Origin of the sequence: Streptomyces sp. NPDC005402, from assembly GCF_040606575.1 — a bacterium.
GTDB lineage: Bacteria > Actinomycetota > Actinomycetes > Streptomycetales > Streptomycetaceae > Streptomyces.
This window is the reverse complement of sequence record NZ_JBEXFB010000020.1, coordinates 1-17308: the sequence shown is the minus strand read 5'-3', so window position 1 is coordinate 17308 and position 17308 is coordinate 1. Positions and strand designations below refer to the sequence as shown.

Here is a 17308-nt window from a genome sequence, read left to right as displayed (position 1 = left end):
CGCTCGCAGAGGATGTTTCATCGGACCTGTGCGAGGGGGTGGGGTCATGGCCGTTCCGGCCGCGGCATCCGTGCGTGACGCGAACCGGTACCGGCCTGCGCGGGTCACGGGACTCGTCGATCTGCTCGACCGGCAGGTGAGTGAACGCCCGTACGACCGTGCCCTGGTGGTGACCGGTGAGCGGGTGCAGCTGTCGTACCGGACCCTGGCGACCCTGGCCGACGAGGTGGCCGCCCGGCTCGCCGGCGCGGGGCTGGGCCGTGGCGACGCGGTCGGGCTGATCTGTGCCAACACGGCGGAGTTCGTGGTCGGCCTGCTCGGCGCGGCGCGGGCCGGACTGGTCGCGGCCCCACTGGATCCCGCACTTCCTTCGCACCAACTCTCCATACGGCTCGCGGCGTTGGGGGCACGGGCCGCCCTCCTCGGTCCGTCGGTGTCCGACGGCATGACGCTTCCGGTGCCCGCGTGGCCGCTGCGTGTGGACGTCTCGACGGCAGAAACAGCGGCGGTCGTGCTCGAACCCGGAGCAGGCGAGCTCCCCCAAGGTGCCGGTGCGGCAGGTGAGTTGTCGGACCGTGACGCGCTCGTGCTGTTCACCGCCGGCACCACCGACCGGGCGAAGATGGTCCCGCTGACCCACGCCAATGTGGCCGCCACTCTTGAGAACATCTGCGCCACCTACGAGTTGGGCCCCGCTGACGCGACGGTCGCGGTGATGCCGTTCTTCCACGGCCACGGGCTGTTCGCGGCGCTGTTGTCCTCCCTGGCGAGCGGGGGGTGCGTGTTGCTGCCGGAGCAGGGGCGGTTCTCGGCGGGCACGTTCTGGGACGACATGCGGTCCGTGGGCGCCACGTGGTTCACGGCGGTACCGGCCATCCACGAGATCCTTCTGGACCGGTCGGAGCGGGAGTATCCGGGCCAGAAGGCGCCGCCGCTGAAGTTCGTCCGCAGTTGCAGCGCACCCCTCAACACGGCGACCCAGCGGGCGCTGGAGCGCACGTTCGGCGCGCCGCTGCTGTCCGCGTACGGGATGACCGAGTCCTCGCACCAGGCGACCAGCGAGCCGCTGCCGCAGCGGGGAGCGCTCCGGCAGGGGTCGGTCGGCCGGCCCACCGGGGTCGAGGTGCGGGTCGTGGACCATGGCGGGCGCTCCTGTCCACCGGGCGTGGAGGGCGAGGTGTGGGTGCAGGGGCCCACGGTCGCCCGGGGTTACTTGGCCGACGGGGACGAGTCGGCGCGGACCTTCGTCGACGGGTGGCTGCGCACCGGTGATCTGGGCGCGCTGGACGAGGACGGATACCTGTCGCTGACCGGACGGATCAAGAACCTCATCAACCGGGGCGGGGAGAAGATCTCGCCCGAGCATGTCGAGGACATCCTCGCCGGGTGCCCGGGGGTCGCGGACGCGGCCGTGTTCGCGGTGCCCGACGCGGTGTACGGGCAACGGGTAGGTGCCGCCGTGGTGGTACGCGAGACGGACGGCGCCGGGCGCGAGGAGATCCTGCGGTACTGCCGTGACCGGCTGGCCGCGTACGAGGTACCGGACCGGCTCGAACTGGTCACCGCGCTGCCGTACACCGCGAAAGGGGGCCTGGACCGGAAGGCGGTCCAGGCACGGTACGCACCCTGACGAGGGCTGGGGCGCGGTGCTCTGCGGGAGGGGCCGGGGGGAGTCCAGCGGCAGGCCGGCCGCCGCGCCGGGGTGGACCGCCAGGGACGTCCGGCGGAAGGCGATACGGGCTCGGCGTGCGTCGCGACGAGACCTGTGCGCGGGCGTGCGCGGGTTCAGCGCACTCGGTGCACGTGCGGGTGGAGCCCGGCAAGGCGGTCGGCCCAACCGGAAGACGGTCCGGGCTCGGTACACGCCCGCCCGGCAGCTGCCGGCAGGCTCAGCGCGCTAGGCGGCTGGTACGAGTGGGCCTGCGAGGAAGTCACCCAGGAGCGGGCGGCCGGAAGACGGTAAGAGCCCGGTACGCGCCCTCACGGGGGGTCCGCGGCGGCTCAGCACCTCGGTGCTCGCGCGGCAGGGGCCCGGCCCGTCTGGCCGTTGCGGTAGACCCACCAGGCCAGCCCGAGGGCAAGCCGACACAAGCCCGCCACCACGCCTGCCCCCCCACACACACAACAGCCCCCGACAGACGCAGCACTCGGTTCTCGTGCCGCAGGAGCCCGCCCAGGCAGCCAAGCCGTCCCGTGTTGCGGTAGACCGACCGGGGCGGCCCGACGGGAAGACGACACAAGCCCAGCACCATGCCCGCCCTCACAACAGCGGCCGACAGGCCAAGCACGCGGTTCTCGTGCCGCAGGAGCCCGACCCGGAAGCCAAGCCGTCCCGTGTTGCGGTAGACCGACAGGGGCCGCCGACGGGAAACCACGCAGGCCCAGCACCACGCCCACCCTCACAACAGCCGCCGACAGGCGCACCACAAAGGTGCTCGCCGCAGGGGCCCAGCCAAAAGGCCAGCCCCCGACATGCTCAACACAAGAGTGCTCGTGCCGCAGGAGCCCGCCCAGGAAGTCGCTCAGCGCCCGACTTTGAGGGCCCGGTCATGCCCGCGCCCTCGCGGCAGGCGCCGACAGGGTCAGCGCACGCCGTGTCCCGTCGGGAGCGGGCGGGCGAAGAAGTCGTCCAGGGACAGGCCCGTCGCGGCGTTGACGAAGGCGCGCGCGGCGACCGAGCCGGGGGTCGCCGCGTGGATGGCCACCGAGACCTGGGCGCCGGCCTCGGGGTCGACCAGCGGCAGCGCTCGGGTCCGGCCGACCACCGGCATGGCCCGCAACCAGGTGTGCGGCACGATGCTCGCCCAGCCGCCCCCGCCCACGTGCGCGTAGAGGGAGGCGATCGAGTCCGTCTCGACCTGCGGGGTGACCACGTACCCCTTCTCCGCGAACACGGTGTCGACGATCTGACGGATCCGCATGTCCGGCGTCAGCAGCGCGAGCGGCAACTGGGCCGCGTCCGCCCAGGACACGGTGGCGGACTGGGCCACCAGGTGTTCGTCGGAGACCAGCAGCATGTATCTCTCCTGGTAAAGGGGGACGACCTGGAGGCCCTCCTGGTCGTCCGGGTCGAAGTGGGCGATCGCCACGTCGAGTTCGTAGTCGCGCAGCTGGCGGTGGAGTTCCTTCGTGGACAGCCGGGAGCGGACCTGGACCTTGGCCAGCGGGTGCGCCGCGCAGAACGCGGCCACGGGAAGGGCGAGGGTCGTGGACGCGGTGGGGTCGGTGCCGAGGCGGAGGGTGCCGGTGATGCCGGACTGCACGGCGGCCACCTCGGCCTTGAAGGCGTCCTGTTCGGCGAGGATCCGCTTGGCCCACACCACGAGCCGCTCGCCCTCGGGGGTGAGGCCCTGGTAGTTGTGGCCGCGGTTGATCAGCGTGACGTTCAGCTCGCGCTCCAGCTTGGCGATCGCCGCCGAGAGCGCGGGCTGGGAGACGTAGCAGGATTCCGCCGCCCGGGCGAAGTGCCGTTCCCTCGCCACTGCCACGAAGTATTCGAGCTGCCGGAACAGCATGAGCGGCTCCTCCCTGCCCATGGGATCACTGGCTCCATACTGTATGCAGTGTGGAGTGATGTACAGGGAGGAGACCGTACGGGTCAGCGCAGGAGCTTCACCGCGGCCACCACCAGCGGGTCAAGACCCTCCATTCCGGCGTCGACGAACTCGTGGAGGCGAGTGCGCATGCGCGGATCCCAGAACCTGTCGATGTGCCCCGCGACGGCCTCGGCGGCCTCCGCCCCCGGCAGATGGCCGAGGTTCCTGGCGATGTCGTTGGCCATCCTGCACTCCGCCGGCACGGTCGCTGTCATGTCAGTCCACCACCGTCACGAGGTCGTTCCCGGCGGCTTCGGTCGCACTCGGCCGGTCCGGGCGGGCGAGCGCGACCTGTACGGCGGTCACCTTGTACTCGGGGCAGTTGGTCGCCCAGTCGGAGTTCTCCGTGGTCACCACGTTGGCGCCGGTGACGGGGTGGTGGAACGTGGTGTACACGACCCCGGTCGGCATGCGGTCGGAGATCTCCGCGCGCAGGGTGGTCTGCCCGACGCGGCTGGCCAGGGTGACCAAGTCGCCGTGGTTGATGCCGCGGTCCTCGGCGTCGTGCGGGTGCAGCTCCAGCACGTCCTCGGGGTGCCAGGCGATGTTGCCGGTACGGCGGGTCTGGGCGCCGACGTTGTACTGGCTGAGGATGCGGCCCGTGGTGAGGACCAGCGGGAAGCGCCGGGTGCTGCGTTCGTTGGTCGGCACATAGGAGGTGACGACGAACTTGCCCTTGCCGCGCACGAATTCGTCCACGTGCATGACGGGCGTGCCCTCGGGTGCCTCCTCGTTGCACGGCCACTGGACACTGCCGAGCTTGTCGATGAGGTCGAAGGAGACCCCGGTGAACGTCGGGGTGACCGAGGCGATCTCGTCCATGATCTGGCCGGGATGGTCGTACGACATCTCGTAACCCATGGCGGTGGCGATCTCGCTGACGATCTGCCACTCGTGCTTGCCCGTCTTCGGCTTCATCACCCCGCGCACCCGGTTGATGCGGCGCTCGGCGTTGGTGAAGGTGCCGTCCTTCTCCAGGAAGGACGCTCCGGGCAGGAAGACGTGCGCGAACTTGGCCGTCTCGTTGAGGAACAGGTCCTGGACGACGACCAGTTCCATCGCTTCGAGGGCAGCCGTGACGTGCTTGAGGTTGGGGTCCGACTGGGCGATGTCCTCACCGTGCACGAACAGGCCGCGGAACGTGCCGTCGATGGCCGCGTCGAACATGTTGGGTATGCGAAGTCCCGGTTCGGCGAGGAGAATTCCGCCCCAGAGGTTCTCGAAGACGGTACGGACGGCGTCGTCGGAGACGTGCCGGTAGCCGGGAAGTTCATGCGGGAAGGAACCCATGTCGCAGGAGCCCTGCACGTTGTTCTGGCCGCGCAGCGGGTTCACGCCGACGCCGTCGCGGCCGATGTTGCCGCACGCCATCGCCAGGTTGGCCATTCCCATGACCATGGTCGAGCCCTGGCTGTGCTCGGTGACGCCGAGGCCGTAGTAGATGGCTCCGTTGGGGGCTTCGGCGTACAGCCGTGCGGCCGCGCGGAGTTCGGCGGCCGGGACACCGGTGATCTCCTCGACGGACTCCGGGCTGTTCTCCGGGCGGGCGATGAACTCGGCCCACTCGTCGAAGCCTTCGCACCGCTGGTCCACGAAGGACTGGTCGACCAGGCCCTCGGTGACGACGACGTGCGCCATGGCGTTGACGACGGCGACGTTGGTGCTGGGCCTGAGCTGGAGGTGGTGCTGCGCCTCGATGTGCGGGGAGCGCACCAGGTCGATGCGGCGCGGGTCCACGACGATCAACTTCGCGCCCTCGCGCAGGCGTCGCTTCATCCGGGAGGCGAACACGGGGTGCCCGTCCGTGGGGTTGGCGCCGATCACCATGATGACGTCGGCCTCGGCAACCGAGCGGAAGTCCTGGGTGCCGGCGGACTCGCCGAAGGTCTGCTTGAGTCCGTATCCCGTCGGGGAGTGGCAGACGCGGGCGCAGGTGTCGACGTTGTTGTTGCCGAAGGCGGCGCGCACCATCTTCTGTACGACGTAGACCTCTTCGTTGGTGCAGCGCGAGGAGGTGATGGCGCCGACGGAGCTCGTTCCGTAGCGGTCCTGGAGTTCGCGCATCCGGCGGGCGACCGTGCCGATCGCCTCGTCCCAGTCGACCTCGCGCCAGGGGTCGGTGATCTTCTCTCGGACCATGGGCTTGAGTTGTCGGTCGGGGTGGGTGGCGTAGCCGAACGCGAAGCGGCCCTTCACACAGGAGTGGCCCTCGTTGGCCCCGCCGTCCTTGTACGGCACCATGCGCACGAGTTCGTCGCCGCGGAGCTCGGCCTTGAAGGAGCAGCCGACCCCGCAGTACGCGCAGGTGGTCACAACTGACCTTGTGGGCATGCCCAGTTCGACGACCGAGCGCTCCTGGAGCGTGGACGTCGGGCAGGCCTGGACGCAGGCCCCGCAGGAGACGCACTCGGAGTCCATGAAGGTCTCCCCCGCGCCCGCCGAGACCTTGGAGTCGAAGCCGCGCCCCTCGATGGTGAGCGCGAACGTGCCCTGGACCTCGCCGCAGGCGCGGACGCAGCGGGAGCAGGCGATGCACTTGGCGGGGTCGAAGTCGAAGTAGGGGTTGGAGGTGTCCTTCTCGGCGTCGAGATGGTTCTCCCCCTCGTAGCCGTATCGGACCTGCCTGAGCCCCACCACGCCTGCCATGTCCTGGAGTTCGCAGTCGCCGTTGGCCGGGCAGGTGAGGCAGTCGAGGGGGTGGTCGGAGATGTAGAGCTCCATGACGCCCTGGCGGAGTTTCTCCACCTTCGGGGTCTGGGTGCGCACCTTCATCCCGTCGGCGCACGGGGTGGTGCAGGACGCGGGGGTGCCGCGGCGGCCGTCGATCTCCACCACGCACAGCCGGCAGGAGCCGAACGCCTCCAGGCTGTCGGTAGCGCAGAGTTTGGGTATGTCCAGGCCGGCCTGCGCGGCGGCGCGCATCACCGAGGTGCCCTCGGGGACGGTCACCGGTATACCGTCCACCTCCACGGACACCGTCGCCGGTCCTGGCCTCTCGGGTGTTCCGAAGTCTGGTTCCTTGAGGAGTGTCATGCCGTGCCCTCCGTCTTCGGGCCAGTCGCCTGTACGGGTTGGATGTCCAGGAGTCGACGGCCGCCGAGGAAGTCGTCGGGGAAGTGGGTGAGGGCGCTGCGGACGGGCAGCGGGGTGAGCCCGCCCATCGCGCACAGCGAGCCCTCGGTCATCAGGTCGCAGAGGTCTTCGAGCAGGGCGAGGTTCTCGTCCCGGTGGGTGCCGGCGACGATCTTGTCGATCACCTCGACGCCGCGCACCGCGCCGACCCGGCACGGTGTGCACTTGCCGCAGGACTCCTCGGCGCAGAACTCCATCGCGAAGCGAGCCTGTGCGGCCATGTCGACGCTGTCGTCGAAGACGACCACACCACCGTGGCCGACCATCGCTCCGGCGGCCGCGAACGCCTCGTAGTCCATCGGCAGGTCGAACATCGACTCCGGCAGGTACGCCCCCAGCGGACCGCCGACCTGCGCGGTGCGCACGGGACGTCCGGAGTGGGTTCCGCCGCCGTACTCCTCGATGAGCTCGCGCAGGGTGATGCCGAAGGCGGTCTCGACGATGCCGCCTTGGGCGATGTTGCCGCCGAGCTGGAAGACCTGGGTGCCGCGGGAGCGTTCGACGCCGAGTTGCTCGTACGCCTTCGCGCCCTCGGCCATGACCACGGGCACGGTGGCGAGAGTGAGGACGTTGTTGACCACGGTAGGTCTGCCGAACAGCCCCTCGATCGCCGGGATCGGCGGTTTCGCGCGGACCATGCCGCGCTTGCCCTCCAGGCTCTCCAGCATGGAGGTCTCCTCGCCGCAGATGTACGCGCCGGCGCCGACGCGGACGTGCAGGTCGAAGTCGAGTGCGGAGCCGAGGATGTTCCGGCCGAGCCAGCCGTGCTCGTGCGCGATCCCGATCGCCCGGCGCATCGTGGCCACCGCGTCCGGGTATTCCGAGCGGATGTACAGGTAGCCCTCGCTCGCTCCGACCGCGTGTGCGGCGATCGTCATGCCCTCGATGAGCATGAAGGGGTCGCCCTCCATGACCATGCGGTCGGCGAAGGTCCCGCTGTCGCCCTCGTCGGCGTTGCAGCAGACGAACTTCAGCTCGTCGGCGCAGTCGAGGACGGTCTTCCACTTGATACCGGCCGGGAATCCGGCGCCGCCGCGGCCGCGCAGTCCGGACGCGGTGACCTCGGCGACCACGTCCACGGGGGCGAGCTCCAGCGCGGTGCGCAGTCCCGCGAGGCCGCCGTACGCCACGTAGTCCTCGGTCGACAGGGGGTCGGTCACGCCGACGCGGGCGAAGGTGACGCGGTTCTGGCTTGACAGCCAGGGCAGTTCGTCGACGAGGCCGAGCCGCAGCGGATGGTCCGCGCCGTCGAGCATGCCCGCGCCCAGGAGGCTTTCGATGTCTTCCGGGGTCACCGGGCCGTAGCCGACGCGTCCTTGGGGGGTCACCACCTCGACCAGGGGCTCCAGCCACAGCATGCCGCGCGAACCATTGCGTACGACGTCCAGGGCCAAGTCGCCGCGATCTGCGGCCTGTTGGAGGGCCTGCGCGACCTCGTCGGCGCCGACGGACCTGGCGGCGGAGTCGCGGGGGACGTAGACGGTGGCCGTGGAGTGCGAGGGGTTGTTCATGAGGAGACCGTCCCGTCGAGGATCGAGCCCAGCCGGGCCGGGCCGACTCGTCCGTACAGCCGTCCGTTCGCCTCGACGGAGGGCCCGAGCGCGCAGTTGCCGAGGCAGAAGACCTGCTCGACGGTGACCGAGCCGTCCGCCGTCGTCTCCCCCAGAGAACATCCCGACTCGCGGGCGTAGCTGACCAGTTGGTCGGCGCCCAGGGCCTGGCAGGCCTCGGCGCGGCAGATGCGGACGGTGGTGCGGCCCGCGGGCTCGCGGCGGAAGTCGTGGTAGAAGGTCACCACTCCGTGGACGTCCGCCCGGGAGAGGTTGAGCTCCTCGGCGAGCACCGGCACGGCCTCCTGCGGCACATGGCCCAACTCGGCCTGGACGGCGTGCAGTACGGGCAGCAGCGCACCTCGCTCGCCCCGGTGACGGGCCACCACCCTCCGGACCACGCTCTCGACCGTCACGTCACTCCCGCTGGTCGTCATGATCGCTTCGCCTTCCGTCACGCGGGTCTCCGGCGAGGGGTGCAGGAGACGCAGACAATACTCCATACAGACTTCTGTATACACAACCCCGCCGCACGGGAGAGAGGAGACGCCGCACGCCGGGATCAGGTGGCGGACCAGGGCCGATTGTGGCGGTGACCGGCCCTTGCCGCCCGCCATGTTGCATACCAAAACCTGTATGCTGACGCGGCCGTCGGCAACCCTTCGGACGGCCCCACCGGCAAAGCCGCCGCCCGGCCACACCGGCGGCAGAACGGGACAACCATGCGCGAGGCACTCACGGCCGCTGCGTCCCGGCGCGTCACCCGCCCGGCGCCGCTGCGTCAGGCCGTGTACGACGCCCTGACCGAGCTGATCGTCAACGGCTCCCTCAAGCCCGGCCAGCACCTGGTCGAGGCCGAGCTCGCCGAACACCTGGGGGTCAGCCGTCAGCCGGTGCGCGAGGCACTCCAGCGGCTCCAGACCGCCGGCTGGGTGGATCTGCGGCCCGCCCAGGGGGCCTTCGTCCACTCCCCGACCGAGGAGGAGGCCGCCCAACTCCTCGGCGTCCGGTCGGTTTTGGAGACGTATTCGGCCCAGCTCGCCGCCAAGAACGCGAAGCCCGAGGACATCACACATCTCGACGAGCTCCAGCTGGAAGGCATCGCCGCGCTCGCCGAGGGCGACGTCGAGCGACTGGTCTCCGCCAACACCGCGCTGCACGACTTCATCACCACCGTCGCCGACAACGCCGTACTGGCCGAACTGATCGCCCAGGTGGGCCAGAAGGTCCGCTGGTACTACACGCCCATCGCCAAGCCACGCGGCAAGGAGGCCTGGAACGAGCACACCCAGCTCATCAGGGCCATCGCCAAGGGCGACGCGGAGCAGGCCGGCGAGGTCATGCGCAAGCACACCGAACGTACGACCGACTTCTACCGCAGGCAGATCGCGGCCAGGGCGAACCAGGACTGACGTCTTCCCCGGCACGGTTCAGGACGCGGCGAGGGAGCCGGCGGGACGGCGGGGACCCCCGAGGCCGAGGGCCGGGTCGAGGACAGGATCGAGGACGGAGTCGAGGACCGGTGGGCGGCGGGTCTCGGCGGCGGCTCGCAGTTCGAGCAGCCACGGCAGGACCGTGCGCAGCAAGACGTCGAGTCCGCCGCCGTCCGCGCCGAGCATCGCCTCCGCGGGCACCAGTACCGGGTCGGCGAACACCGTGGACGTCGCGCTGCCACGGGGGCCGGCGGTGCCGGGCCGCGCGGGGACGAACAGGTCGGGGGCGTGCGCCGGGACCGCCCAGAGCGTCAGCCCGTCGGGGGCGGTGAGGGGCCGGGAGGACCAGACGTAGAGGTCGGCCTCCCCTGCCGCGACGACCCGCCGCTTGCGGGCCCGCAGGGCCACCACCTCACCGGAACGGGTGGCCGTGGAGCGCGGCACGAGGAGTTGGGTCTCCGCCGCCGGCCCGTCACCCCCGGCCTCCGACGTCGACTCCGCATCCGACTCCGAGTCCGACTCCGACTCGGCGAGCGCGAGACTGGCGAGGTGGCGTCCGGCGGCGATCTCGGCGCGCAGCCAGGGGCCGCCGTACGCCTCGATGACGGCGACAGCCGTGTAGTGGGACTGGAGCACGGCCGCCGTCGCCGGGCAGACCCGCGCGCTCCGCGCGACCACGTCGACGGCTTCGGGCAACCCCCGTCCCCCGCCGCCGAATGCGGTGGAGGCGGTGAGTCCCAGGAGTCCCGCGCGGCCGAGGGCCGTCACGGCGCCGCGAGGGAACCGGCCCTGGACGGCCGTCGCTTCGGCGACGGGTCCGACGACGCCGGTCAGGACTTCGGAGAGAGCGGTGCGGTACGACACGGGGCGGCCCCCTCGGGCGTGGCTGATGTTCCACTGCCGAACAATGATTGCATACAGTATTCTGCATGTGAAGGTGAACGCGCCAGGGGTCCAGCCGGGCGATTCCCGAAAGTCCTCGGCACCGTACGAGACGTGGCACCGTACGAGACGTGGCGCCGCGCGAGACATGGCGATCGACAGACGGCTCGACCCACCAGTCGAACGAGGGAGACAGGGCCCATGCCCGACACACCCACCGTGACAGCCCGCGGCCCGATCAGCAGGCCCACCCCGTTGCGCCAGGCGGTCTACGAGGCCCTCACCGAACTGATCATCAATGGCTCGCTCACACCCGGTCAGCACCTGGTCGAGGCCGAGCTGGCCGAAAGTCTCGGGGTGAGCCGGCAGCCGATCCGTGAGGCGCTGCAGCGGCTCCAGACCGCCGGCTGGGTCGATCTGCGCCCGTCCCAGGGGGCCTTCGTCCACTCCCCCACCACCGAGGAGTGCACCCAACTCCTCACCGTGCGGGCCCTCTTGGAGACCCATTCCGCGCGCGGCGCCGCCCAGCACGCCACTCCGCGCGACGTCGCCCGTTTGTGGGAGCTCCAGCAAACGGGCCTGGCCGCCCTGGCGGCAGGGGACGCCCGGGCCATCGTGGAGGCGAACGCCGCCCTCCACAACCACATCACCCTGCTCTCCCGCAACGCGGTCCTCGCCGAACTCATCCCCCAGGTCGACCGGCGGGTGCGCTGGTACTACATGCCCATCGCCAAGCCCCGCGGCAAGGACGCCTGGAACGAGCACGCGAGGATCATCGAGGCCATCGGCGAGGGCGCCCCGGACCGCGCCGAGGAGCTCATGCGCCGACACACCCGCAGCACCACCGACTTCTACTGCCGGCAGATCGCCGCGGTGGCCGGCCGGGGCGACTGACCCCGGCCCGACCACCATTCCCCCCGGCGGGCCAGTCGGCTCAGGGGTTCGGAGCGATCTCCCGCAGCAGCCCCGTCGTCACGTCGAAGACGAACCCCCGCACATCGTCGGTGTGCGGGAGGAACGGCGAGGTGCGCACCCGCTGCATGGACTGCCGTACGTCCTGGTCGACGTCACGGAAGGCCTCCACCGCCCAGGCGGGGCGCTGGCCGACCTCCAGCTCCAGTTCGTGCCGGAAGTCCTCGGTCAGGGTCTGCAGACCGCAGCCGGTGTGGTGGATGAGCGCCACGCTGCTGGTGCCGAGCGCTCGCTGACTGATCGTCAGGGAACGGATCGTGTCGTCGGTGACCACACCTCCTGCGTTGCGGATGGTGTGGCAGTCACCGAGTTCCAGGCCGAGCGCGGCGTGCAGGTCGAGTCGGGCGTCCATGCAGGCCACGACGGCGACACGCAGGACGGGGCGGGCGCCCATGCCGGGGTCGGTGAACCCTGCGGCGTAGGCGCGGTTGGCTTCCACGAGCCGGTCGGTGACCGTCGCGGTTCGCGGTACTGAAGTCGACATGGGGGACTACCTCACTCCGGTCGAGTCCGTCAGATGACGCCCTGCTCCTTGAGCTGCGGCAACTCGGCGCGGGACAGCCCGAGTTCATGAACGAAGATCTCTTCGTTGTGTTGGCCGAGGAGGGGTGGGGTGGTGATGGTGGTGGGTGAGTCGGAGAGTTTGAGGGGGTTGCCGACCGTGGTGAACGTGCCGCGCTGCGGGTGCTCGACCTCGACGATCATGTCGTTCGCGGCGAGAGAAGCGTCCTCGATGATCTCTTTCGGGGACAGGATCGGCCCACAGGGGATGTTGTGCGCGTTGAGCTGTTCCAGGACCTGCCATTTGGGCAGGGCCGCGGTCCATTCCTCGATCAGCTGGAACATCTTCGCCAGCTTCGGCAGCCGGGCCTGGGCTGTGGCCCACTCGGGGTCCTCGGCGAGTTCGGGACGGCCGATCAGAGCGGCCAGGGGTTTCCAGCCGACGGGCTGGACGATGACGTACACGTAGTCGTTGGGACCGCCCGGCGCGCACCTGACGGCCCAGCCGGGCTGCCCGCCCCCCGACGCGTTCCCGGAACGCGGCACCTCGTCGGTGAAGTTCTCGTTGGGGTACTCGGCCAGCGGCCCGCGCGCCAGGCGCTGCTGGTCGCGGAGTTTGACCCGGCACAGGTTCAGGACCGCGTGCTGCATCGCCACGTTCACCCGCTGCCCGCGCCCGCTCCGCTCCCGCTGCAACAACGCGGCCAGGATCCCGGCCACCGCATGGATCCCGGTACCCGAATCACCGATCTGCGCACCGGTCGCCATCGGCGGCCCGTCCTCGAACCCGGTCGTGGCCATCGAGCCGCCCATCGCCTGCGCGACCACCTCGTACGCCTTGAAGCCCGTGTACGGGCCCTCCCCGAACCCTTTGATCGAGGCGTACACGATCCGCGGGTTGATCTCCCGGATCCGTTCCCACGTGAACCCCATACGATCGACCGCGCCCGGCGCGAAGTTCTCCACCAGCACATCCGCACCCCGGATCAACGCGGTCAGGATCTCCCGCCCCCGGTCCGTCTTGGTGTTCAAGGTGATGCTGCGCTTGTTGCAGTTGAGCATCGTGAAATACAGCGAGTCCGCGCCCGGGACATCCCGCAGCTGCCCGCGCGTGACGTCCCCGCCCGGCGCCTCCACCTTCACCACATCCGCCCCCAGCCACGCCAGCAACTGCGTCGCCGACGGACCCGACTGCACATGCGTCATGTCCAACACCCGCACACCCTCAAGAGCCGTACTCGACACAAGCCACCTCACTTGTCCGTTGCCTTGAGCGTCCTGGTGCGCCGGTCCTGACCCCTTGTTCGGCACATTGCATACAGTCGACGAATACTGTATGAAGATTGTTATCCCGCATCCGGTGGGTGATGTCCAGGGGGCGTGCAGCACTTTTCAGTCGTGCATCACTTTCAGACGGGAGCCTCATCATGGACCTGTACGAGCATCAGGCCCGGGCCCTCTTCGAGGAACACGGAATCCCGGTGCCGAGGGCGGAGGTCACCGACTCGCCCCAGGAGGCCCGTGCGATCGCCCGCAGGCTCGGCGGCAGCGTCGTCGTCAAGGCGCAGGTCAAGACCGGTGGCCGCGGCAAGGCGGGCGGGGTGCGGCTCGCCGCCGACCCGGCCGGGGCCGAGAAGACGGCACGCCGGATCCTCGGCATGGACATCAAGGGACACCCGGTCGACAGGGTCATGCTGGCCCAACCGGTGGACATCGAGAGCGAGTTCTACGTCGCCTACGTTCTCGACCGGGCCGCGGGCCGTTTCCTCGCCATCGCCTCGGCGGAGGGCGGCATGGACATAGAGGAGGTCGCCGCGGTCCGCCCGGAGGCGGTCGCCCGTATCCACATAGACCCCGCCGAGGGTGTCACCTCGGCGAAGGCGGGCGAGATAGCCGAGGCCGCCGGGCTGCCACCGCAGACCGTCGACGTTCTCGTACGACTGTGGGAGGTCCTGGTTCGCCGGGACGCGGTCCTCGTCGAGGTCAACCCGCTCGTCCGCACCCGGCAGGGGCACATGCTCGCCCTCGACGGCAAGGTCACCCTCGACGACAACGCCCGCTTCCGGCAGCACCGTTGGGGCGCCGAGAGCATCGCGTACGGCGATCCGCTGGAGGCGGCCGCCGCCGCGAAGGGCCTCGACTACGTCAAGCTCGACGGTGAGGTCGGCATCATCGGCAACGGCGCCGGCCTGGTCATGTCGACCCTCGACGCGGTCGCCGGCTGCGGAGCCCGTCCCGCCAACTTCCTCGACATCGGCGGCGGTGCCTCGGCCCAGGTCATGGCCGACGGGCTGACGGTCATCCTGTCGGACCCGGCCGTGAAGTCCGTGTTCGTCAACGTCTTCGGCGGCATCACCGCCTGCGACGCGGTTGCCGACGGCATCGTCAAGGCCCTGGACGAGGTCCGGCTCACCAAGCCGCTCGTCGTGCGCCTTGACGGCAACAACGCCGCTCGCGGCCGGGCCGTCCTCGACCGGCGCGCCCACCCCCTGGTCCAGCAGGCCACCACCATGGACGGTGCCGCCCGCCGTGCCGCCGAACTCGCCGACACCAGCTGAAGGAGCGGGACATGGCCATCTTCCTGACCAAGGAGTCCAGGGTCCTCGTCCAGGGCATGACCGGCGGCGAGGGCATGAAACACACCCGGCGCATGCTCGCCGCCGGCACCAACGTGGTCGGCGGCGTCAACCCGCGCAAGGCCGGCCGGAGCGTCGACTTCAACGGCCGGGCCGTACCCGTCTTCGGGTCGGTCGCCGACGCCATACGGGCGACCGGAGCCGACGTCACCGTCGTCTTCGTGCCACCCGCCTTCGCCAAGGCGGCAGTTGTCGAGGCCGCGGACGCGGGAGTCCAACTGGCCGTCGTCATCACCGAGGGCATCCCCGTCCACGACTCCGTCACCTTCACCTCGTACGCGAAGAGGAAGGGGACCCGGATCGTCGGCCCCAACTGCCCCGGCCTCATCACACCCGGCCAGTCCAACGCCGGCATCATCCCGGCGGACATCACCAGGTCCGGCCGGGTCGGTCTGGTGTCCAAGTCGGGCACGCTCACCTACCAACTCATGCACGAGCTGCGTGACATCGGCTTCTCCACCTGTGTCGGCATCGGCGGAGACCCCGTCGTCGGCACCACCCACATCGACTGCCTGGCCGCCTTCCAGGACGACCCCGACACCGAACTGATCGTTCTCATCGGGGAGATCGGCGGCGACGCCGAGGAACGGGCGGCCGCGTACATCCGTGAGCACGTCACCAAGCCCGTCGTGGGCTACATCGCCGGATTCACCGCGCCCGAGGGCCGGACCATGGGCCACGCGGGCGCCATCGTGTCCGGTTCGGCGGGCACGGCGCAGGTGAAGAAGGCGGCGCTGGAGGCGGTCGGCGTCAAGGTCGGGAACACCCCCACCGAGACGGCCCGCCACGTGCTCGCCCTGCTGGACACGGTCCGCGAGGCCCCTCAGGCCTGACCCGGAACCACCCAGCGGCGGACGGAGACCCCTCCGGCCCCGCCGCGTTCCCCCGTACCCCGCCCCCGACTGTGCACCGAGAGCGGAGACATCGCATGACAACCACCCTCAACTCCACCCACCTCGTGGTGAAGTCCGGTACCTCCTGGAACGACGCCTGGCAGCGCTGCCTCACCGTCGCCCCCGAGGCCTTCCGGGACGACCGCGTCCTCAACCTCTGGGCCTCCGCCTGGCAGGCCGACGGCCGGGCGCTGCCCGCCACCAGCCCCGTCGACGGCAGCCCGATCGCCGGCCCGCCGCGCCTGGACCGGGAAGCCGCCCACCAGGCCGTCCGCGCCTCCCTCGACCAGCACCGCGCCTGGCGGCACATACGGCTCCAAGAGCGCCGAGCCCGCGTCGCGGCCACCCTCGACGCCCTCACCCAGCACCGCGAACTCCTCGCCCTCCTGCTCGTGTGGGAGATCGGCAAGCCCTGGCGGCTCGCGCAGGCGGACGTCGACCGGGCCATCGACGGCGTGCGCTGGTACGTCGACGGCATCGAGCCGATGGTCGAGGGCCGCGCCCCGCTGGACGGACCGGTGTCCAACATCGCCAGCTGGAACTACCCGATGAGCGTGCTCGTTCACGCCATGCTGGTGCAGGCACTGGCGGGCAACGCGGTCATCGCCAAGACCCCCACCGACGGCGGCGTCGCCTGTCTGACCCTGGCCTGCGCGCTCGCCGCCCGTGAGGGAATCCCCGTCACCCTCGTCAGCGGCAGCGGCCGAGAGCTGTCCGAGGCACTGGTGCGGGCGCCCGAGATCGGCTGCGTCTCCTTCGTCGGCGGCCGCGACACCGGCGCCGCCGTCGCCACGGCCGTCGCCGACCTCGGCAAGCGCCACGTACTCGAGCAGGAGGGACTCAACACCTGGGGCATCTGGAACCACACCGACTGGGACGCGCTCACCGCCGTCATTCCCAAGCTCTTCGACTACGGCAAGCAGCGCTGCACCGCCTACCCGCGGTTCGTCGTCCAGCGTGAGCTGTTCGACGAGTTCCTGGCGGCCTACCTCCCCGCGGTGCGCACCCTGCGCCTCGGCCACCCGCTCGCCGTCGAGCACCCCGACGACCCCTACCCGGCACTGGACTTCGGCCCGGTGATCAACGCGGCCAAGGCGAAGGAACTGCGCGACCAGGTCGCCGAGGCGATCAACCGCGGAGCCGTCCCCGTCCACCGCGGCAGCGAGGCGGACGCCCGCTTCCTGCCCGGCCAGGACACCTCGGCCTACGTCCAGCCGGTCACGCTCCTGAACCCGCCCCCCTCCTCACCCCTGCACCACGCGGAACCCTTCGGCCCGGTCGACACCATCGTCCTGGTCGACACGGAGGCGGAACTGCTGGCCGCGATGAACGCCTCCAACGGCGCGCTGGTCGCCACCCTGTCCACCGACGACCGGGCCACCTTCGACCGGCTCGCCCCGCAGATCCGCGCCTTCAAGGTCGGTCACGGCAAGCCGCGTTCCCGCGGCGACCGGGACGAGCTGTTCGGCGGGTTCGGCGCCTCCTGGAGCGGCGCCTTCGTCGGCGGCGAGCTGCTGGTGCGCGCCGTCACCCGGGGCCCGACCGGCGAGCGGCTGCCCGGCAACTTCCCCGAGTACCAGCTGATGCCGTGAGGCGAGTCCGGGGGGGGGGCCCCCGGGGGGGGGGGGGGGCGCCCCCCCCCCCCCCCCCCCACGGGCGAGTTGGGGGGGGGGGGAGGAGAACCGAGAGAAAAACCCGCCGGTGTGGTGTTTT

At 70.6% G+C, this 17308-nt stretch carries 14 protein-coding genes; 6 read left to right on the top strand and 8 right to left on the bottom strand.

What is annotated here, in order from left to right:
* Positions 1 to 46 precede the first annotated feature (46 nt).
* Complete coding sequence (locus ABZT02_RS32265) at positions 47 to 1630, top strand: FadD7 family fatty acid--CoA ligase (protein WP_356023778.1); 1584 nt, start codon at positions 47 to 49, stop codon at positions 1628 to 1630.
* A gap of 952 nt (positions 1631 to 2582) precedes the next feature.
* Here ABZT02_RS32265 and ABZT02_RS32260 read toward each other — a convergent pair.
* The 5 genes from ABZT02_RS32260 to ABZT02_RS32240 all read right to left on the bottom strand — a co-directional run bounded on the left by ABZT02_RS32260 (position 2583) and on the right by ABZT02_RS32240 (position 8736).
* The gene (locus ABZT02_RS32260) at positions 2583 to 3536 is read right to left on the bottom strand and encodes a LysR family transcriptional regulator (RefSeq protein ID WP_356023777.1); all 954 of its coding nucleotides are present in this window, start codon (positions 3534 to 3536) and stop codon (positions 2583 to 2585) included.
* A gap of 62 nt (positions 3537 to 3598) precedes the next feature.
* Positions 3599 to 3811, bottom strand: coding sequence for a formate dehydrogenase subunit delta (locus tag ABZT02_RS32255; protein ID WP_356023776.1), 213 nt, complete (start codon positions 3809 to 3811; stop codon positions 3599 to 3601).
* Between the two features lies 1 nt (position 3812).
* Positions 3813 to 6629 (bottom strand): formate dehydrogenase subunit alpha, encoded by a 2817-nt coding sequence (fdhF, locus tag ABZT02_RS32250; protein WP_356023775.1) that lies wholly within the window; start codon positions 6627 to 6629, stop codon positions 3813 to 3815.
* Entirely contained in the window at positions 6626 to 8239 is a 1614-nt protein-coding gene (locus ABZT02_RS32245) for an NADH-quinone oxidoreductase subunit NuoF (RefSeq protein ID WP_356023773.1), read from the bottom strand. The genes fdhF and ABZT02_RS32245 overlap by 4 nt, the downstream gene beginning before the upstream one ends.
* A complete protein-coding gene (locus ABZT02_RS32240; protein ID WP_356023771.1) occupies positions 8236 to 8736 on the bottom strand; it encodes a formate dehydrogenase subunit gamma in 501 nt (166 codons plus the stop codon). The genes ABZT02_RS32245 and ABZT02_RS32240 overlap by 4 nt, the downstream gene beginning before the upstream one ends.
* A 264-nt stretch (positions 8737 to 9000) precedes the next feature.
* Between ABZT02_RS32240 and ABZT02_RS32235 the strand changes: the two genes are divergently transcribed.
* Entirely contained in the window at positions 9001 to 9690 is a 690-nt protein-coding gene (locus ABZT02_RS32235) for a GntR family transcriptional regulator (RefSeq protein WP_356023769.1), read from the top strand.
* A gap of 18 nt (positions 9691 to 9708) precedes the next feature.
* Here the strand turns inward: ABZT02_RS32235 and ABZT02_RS32230 are convergent, their stop codons facing one another.
* The gene (locus ABZT02_RS32230; RefSeq protein WP_356023767.1) at positions 9709 to 10575 is read right to left on the bottom strand and encodes an acyl-CoA dehydrogenase family protein; all 867 of its coding nucleotides are present in this window, start codon (positions 10573 to 10575) and stop codon (positions 9709 to 9711) included.
* A gap of 219 nt (positions 10576 to 10794) precedes the next feature.
* Here ABZT02_RS32230 and ABZT02_RS32225 point away from each other — a divergent pair, with 219 nt between their 5' ends.
* The gene (locus tag ABZT02_RS32225; RefSeq protein ID WP_356023765.1) at positions 10795 to 11487 is read left to right on the top strand and encodes a GntR family transcriptional regulator; all 693 of its coding nucleotides are present in this window, start codon (positions 10795 to 10797) and stop codon (positions 11485 to 11487) included.
* Positions 11488 to 11527: 40 nt separating this feature from the next.
* Here ABZT02_RS32225 and ABZT02_RS32220 read toward each other — a convergent pair whose 3' ends face one another.
* Positions 11528 to 12049 (bottom strand): carbonic anhydrase, encoded by a 522-nt coding sequence (locus ABZT02_RS32220; RefSeq protein WP_356023763.1) that lies wholly within the window; start codon positions 12047 to 12049, stop codon positions 11528 to 11530.
* Between the two features lie 29 nt (positions 12050 to 12078).
* Positions 12079 to 13272 (bottom strand): formyl-CoA transferase, encoded by a 1194-nt coding sequence (frc, locus tag ABZT02_RS32215; RefSeq protein ID WP_356023761.1) that lies wholly within the window; start codon positions 13270 to 13272, stop codon positions 12079 to 12081.
* A gap of 221 nt (positions 13273 to 13493) precedes the next feature.
* Here frc and sucC point away from each other — a divergent pair, with 221 nt between their 5' ends.
* The 3 genes from sucC to ABZT02_RS32200 all read left to right on the top strand — a co-directional run bounded on the left by sucC (position 13494) and on the right by ABZT02_RS32200 (position 17187).
* Positions 13494 to 14624, top strand: a complete 1131-nt coding sequence (gene sucC, locus ABZT02_RS32210; RefSeq protein WP_356023759.1) for an ADP-forming succinate--CoA ligase subunit beta — start codon at positions 13494 to 13496, stop codon at positions 14622 to 14624.
* An 11-nt stretch (positions 14625 to 14635) separates the two neighbouring features.
* Positions 14636 to 15535: a succinate--CoA ligase subunit alpha gene (gene sucD / locus ABZT02_RS32205; protein ID WP_356023757.1), complete on the top strand. Its 900-nt coding sequence runs from the start codon at positions 14636 to 14638 to the stop codon at positions 15533 to 15535.
* Positions 15536 to 15630: 95 nt separating this feature from the next.
* Positions 15631 to 17187: an aldehyde dehydrogenase family protein gene (locus ABZT02_RS32200; protein WP_356023755.1), complete on the top strand. Its 1557-nt coding sequence runs from the start codon at positions 15631 to 15633 to the stop codon at positions 17185 to 17187.
* Positions 17188 to 17308 lie beyond the last annotated feature (121 nt).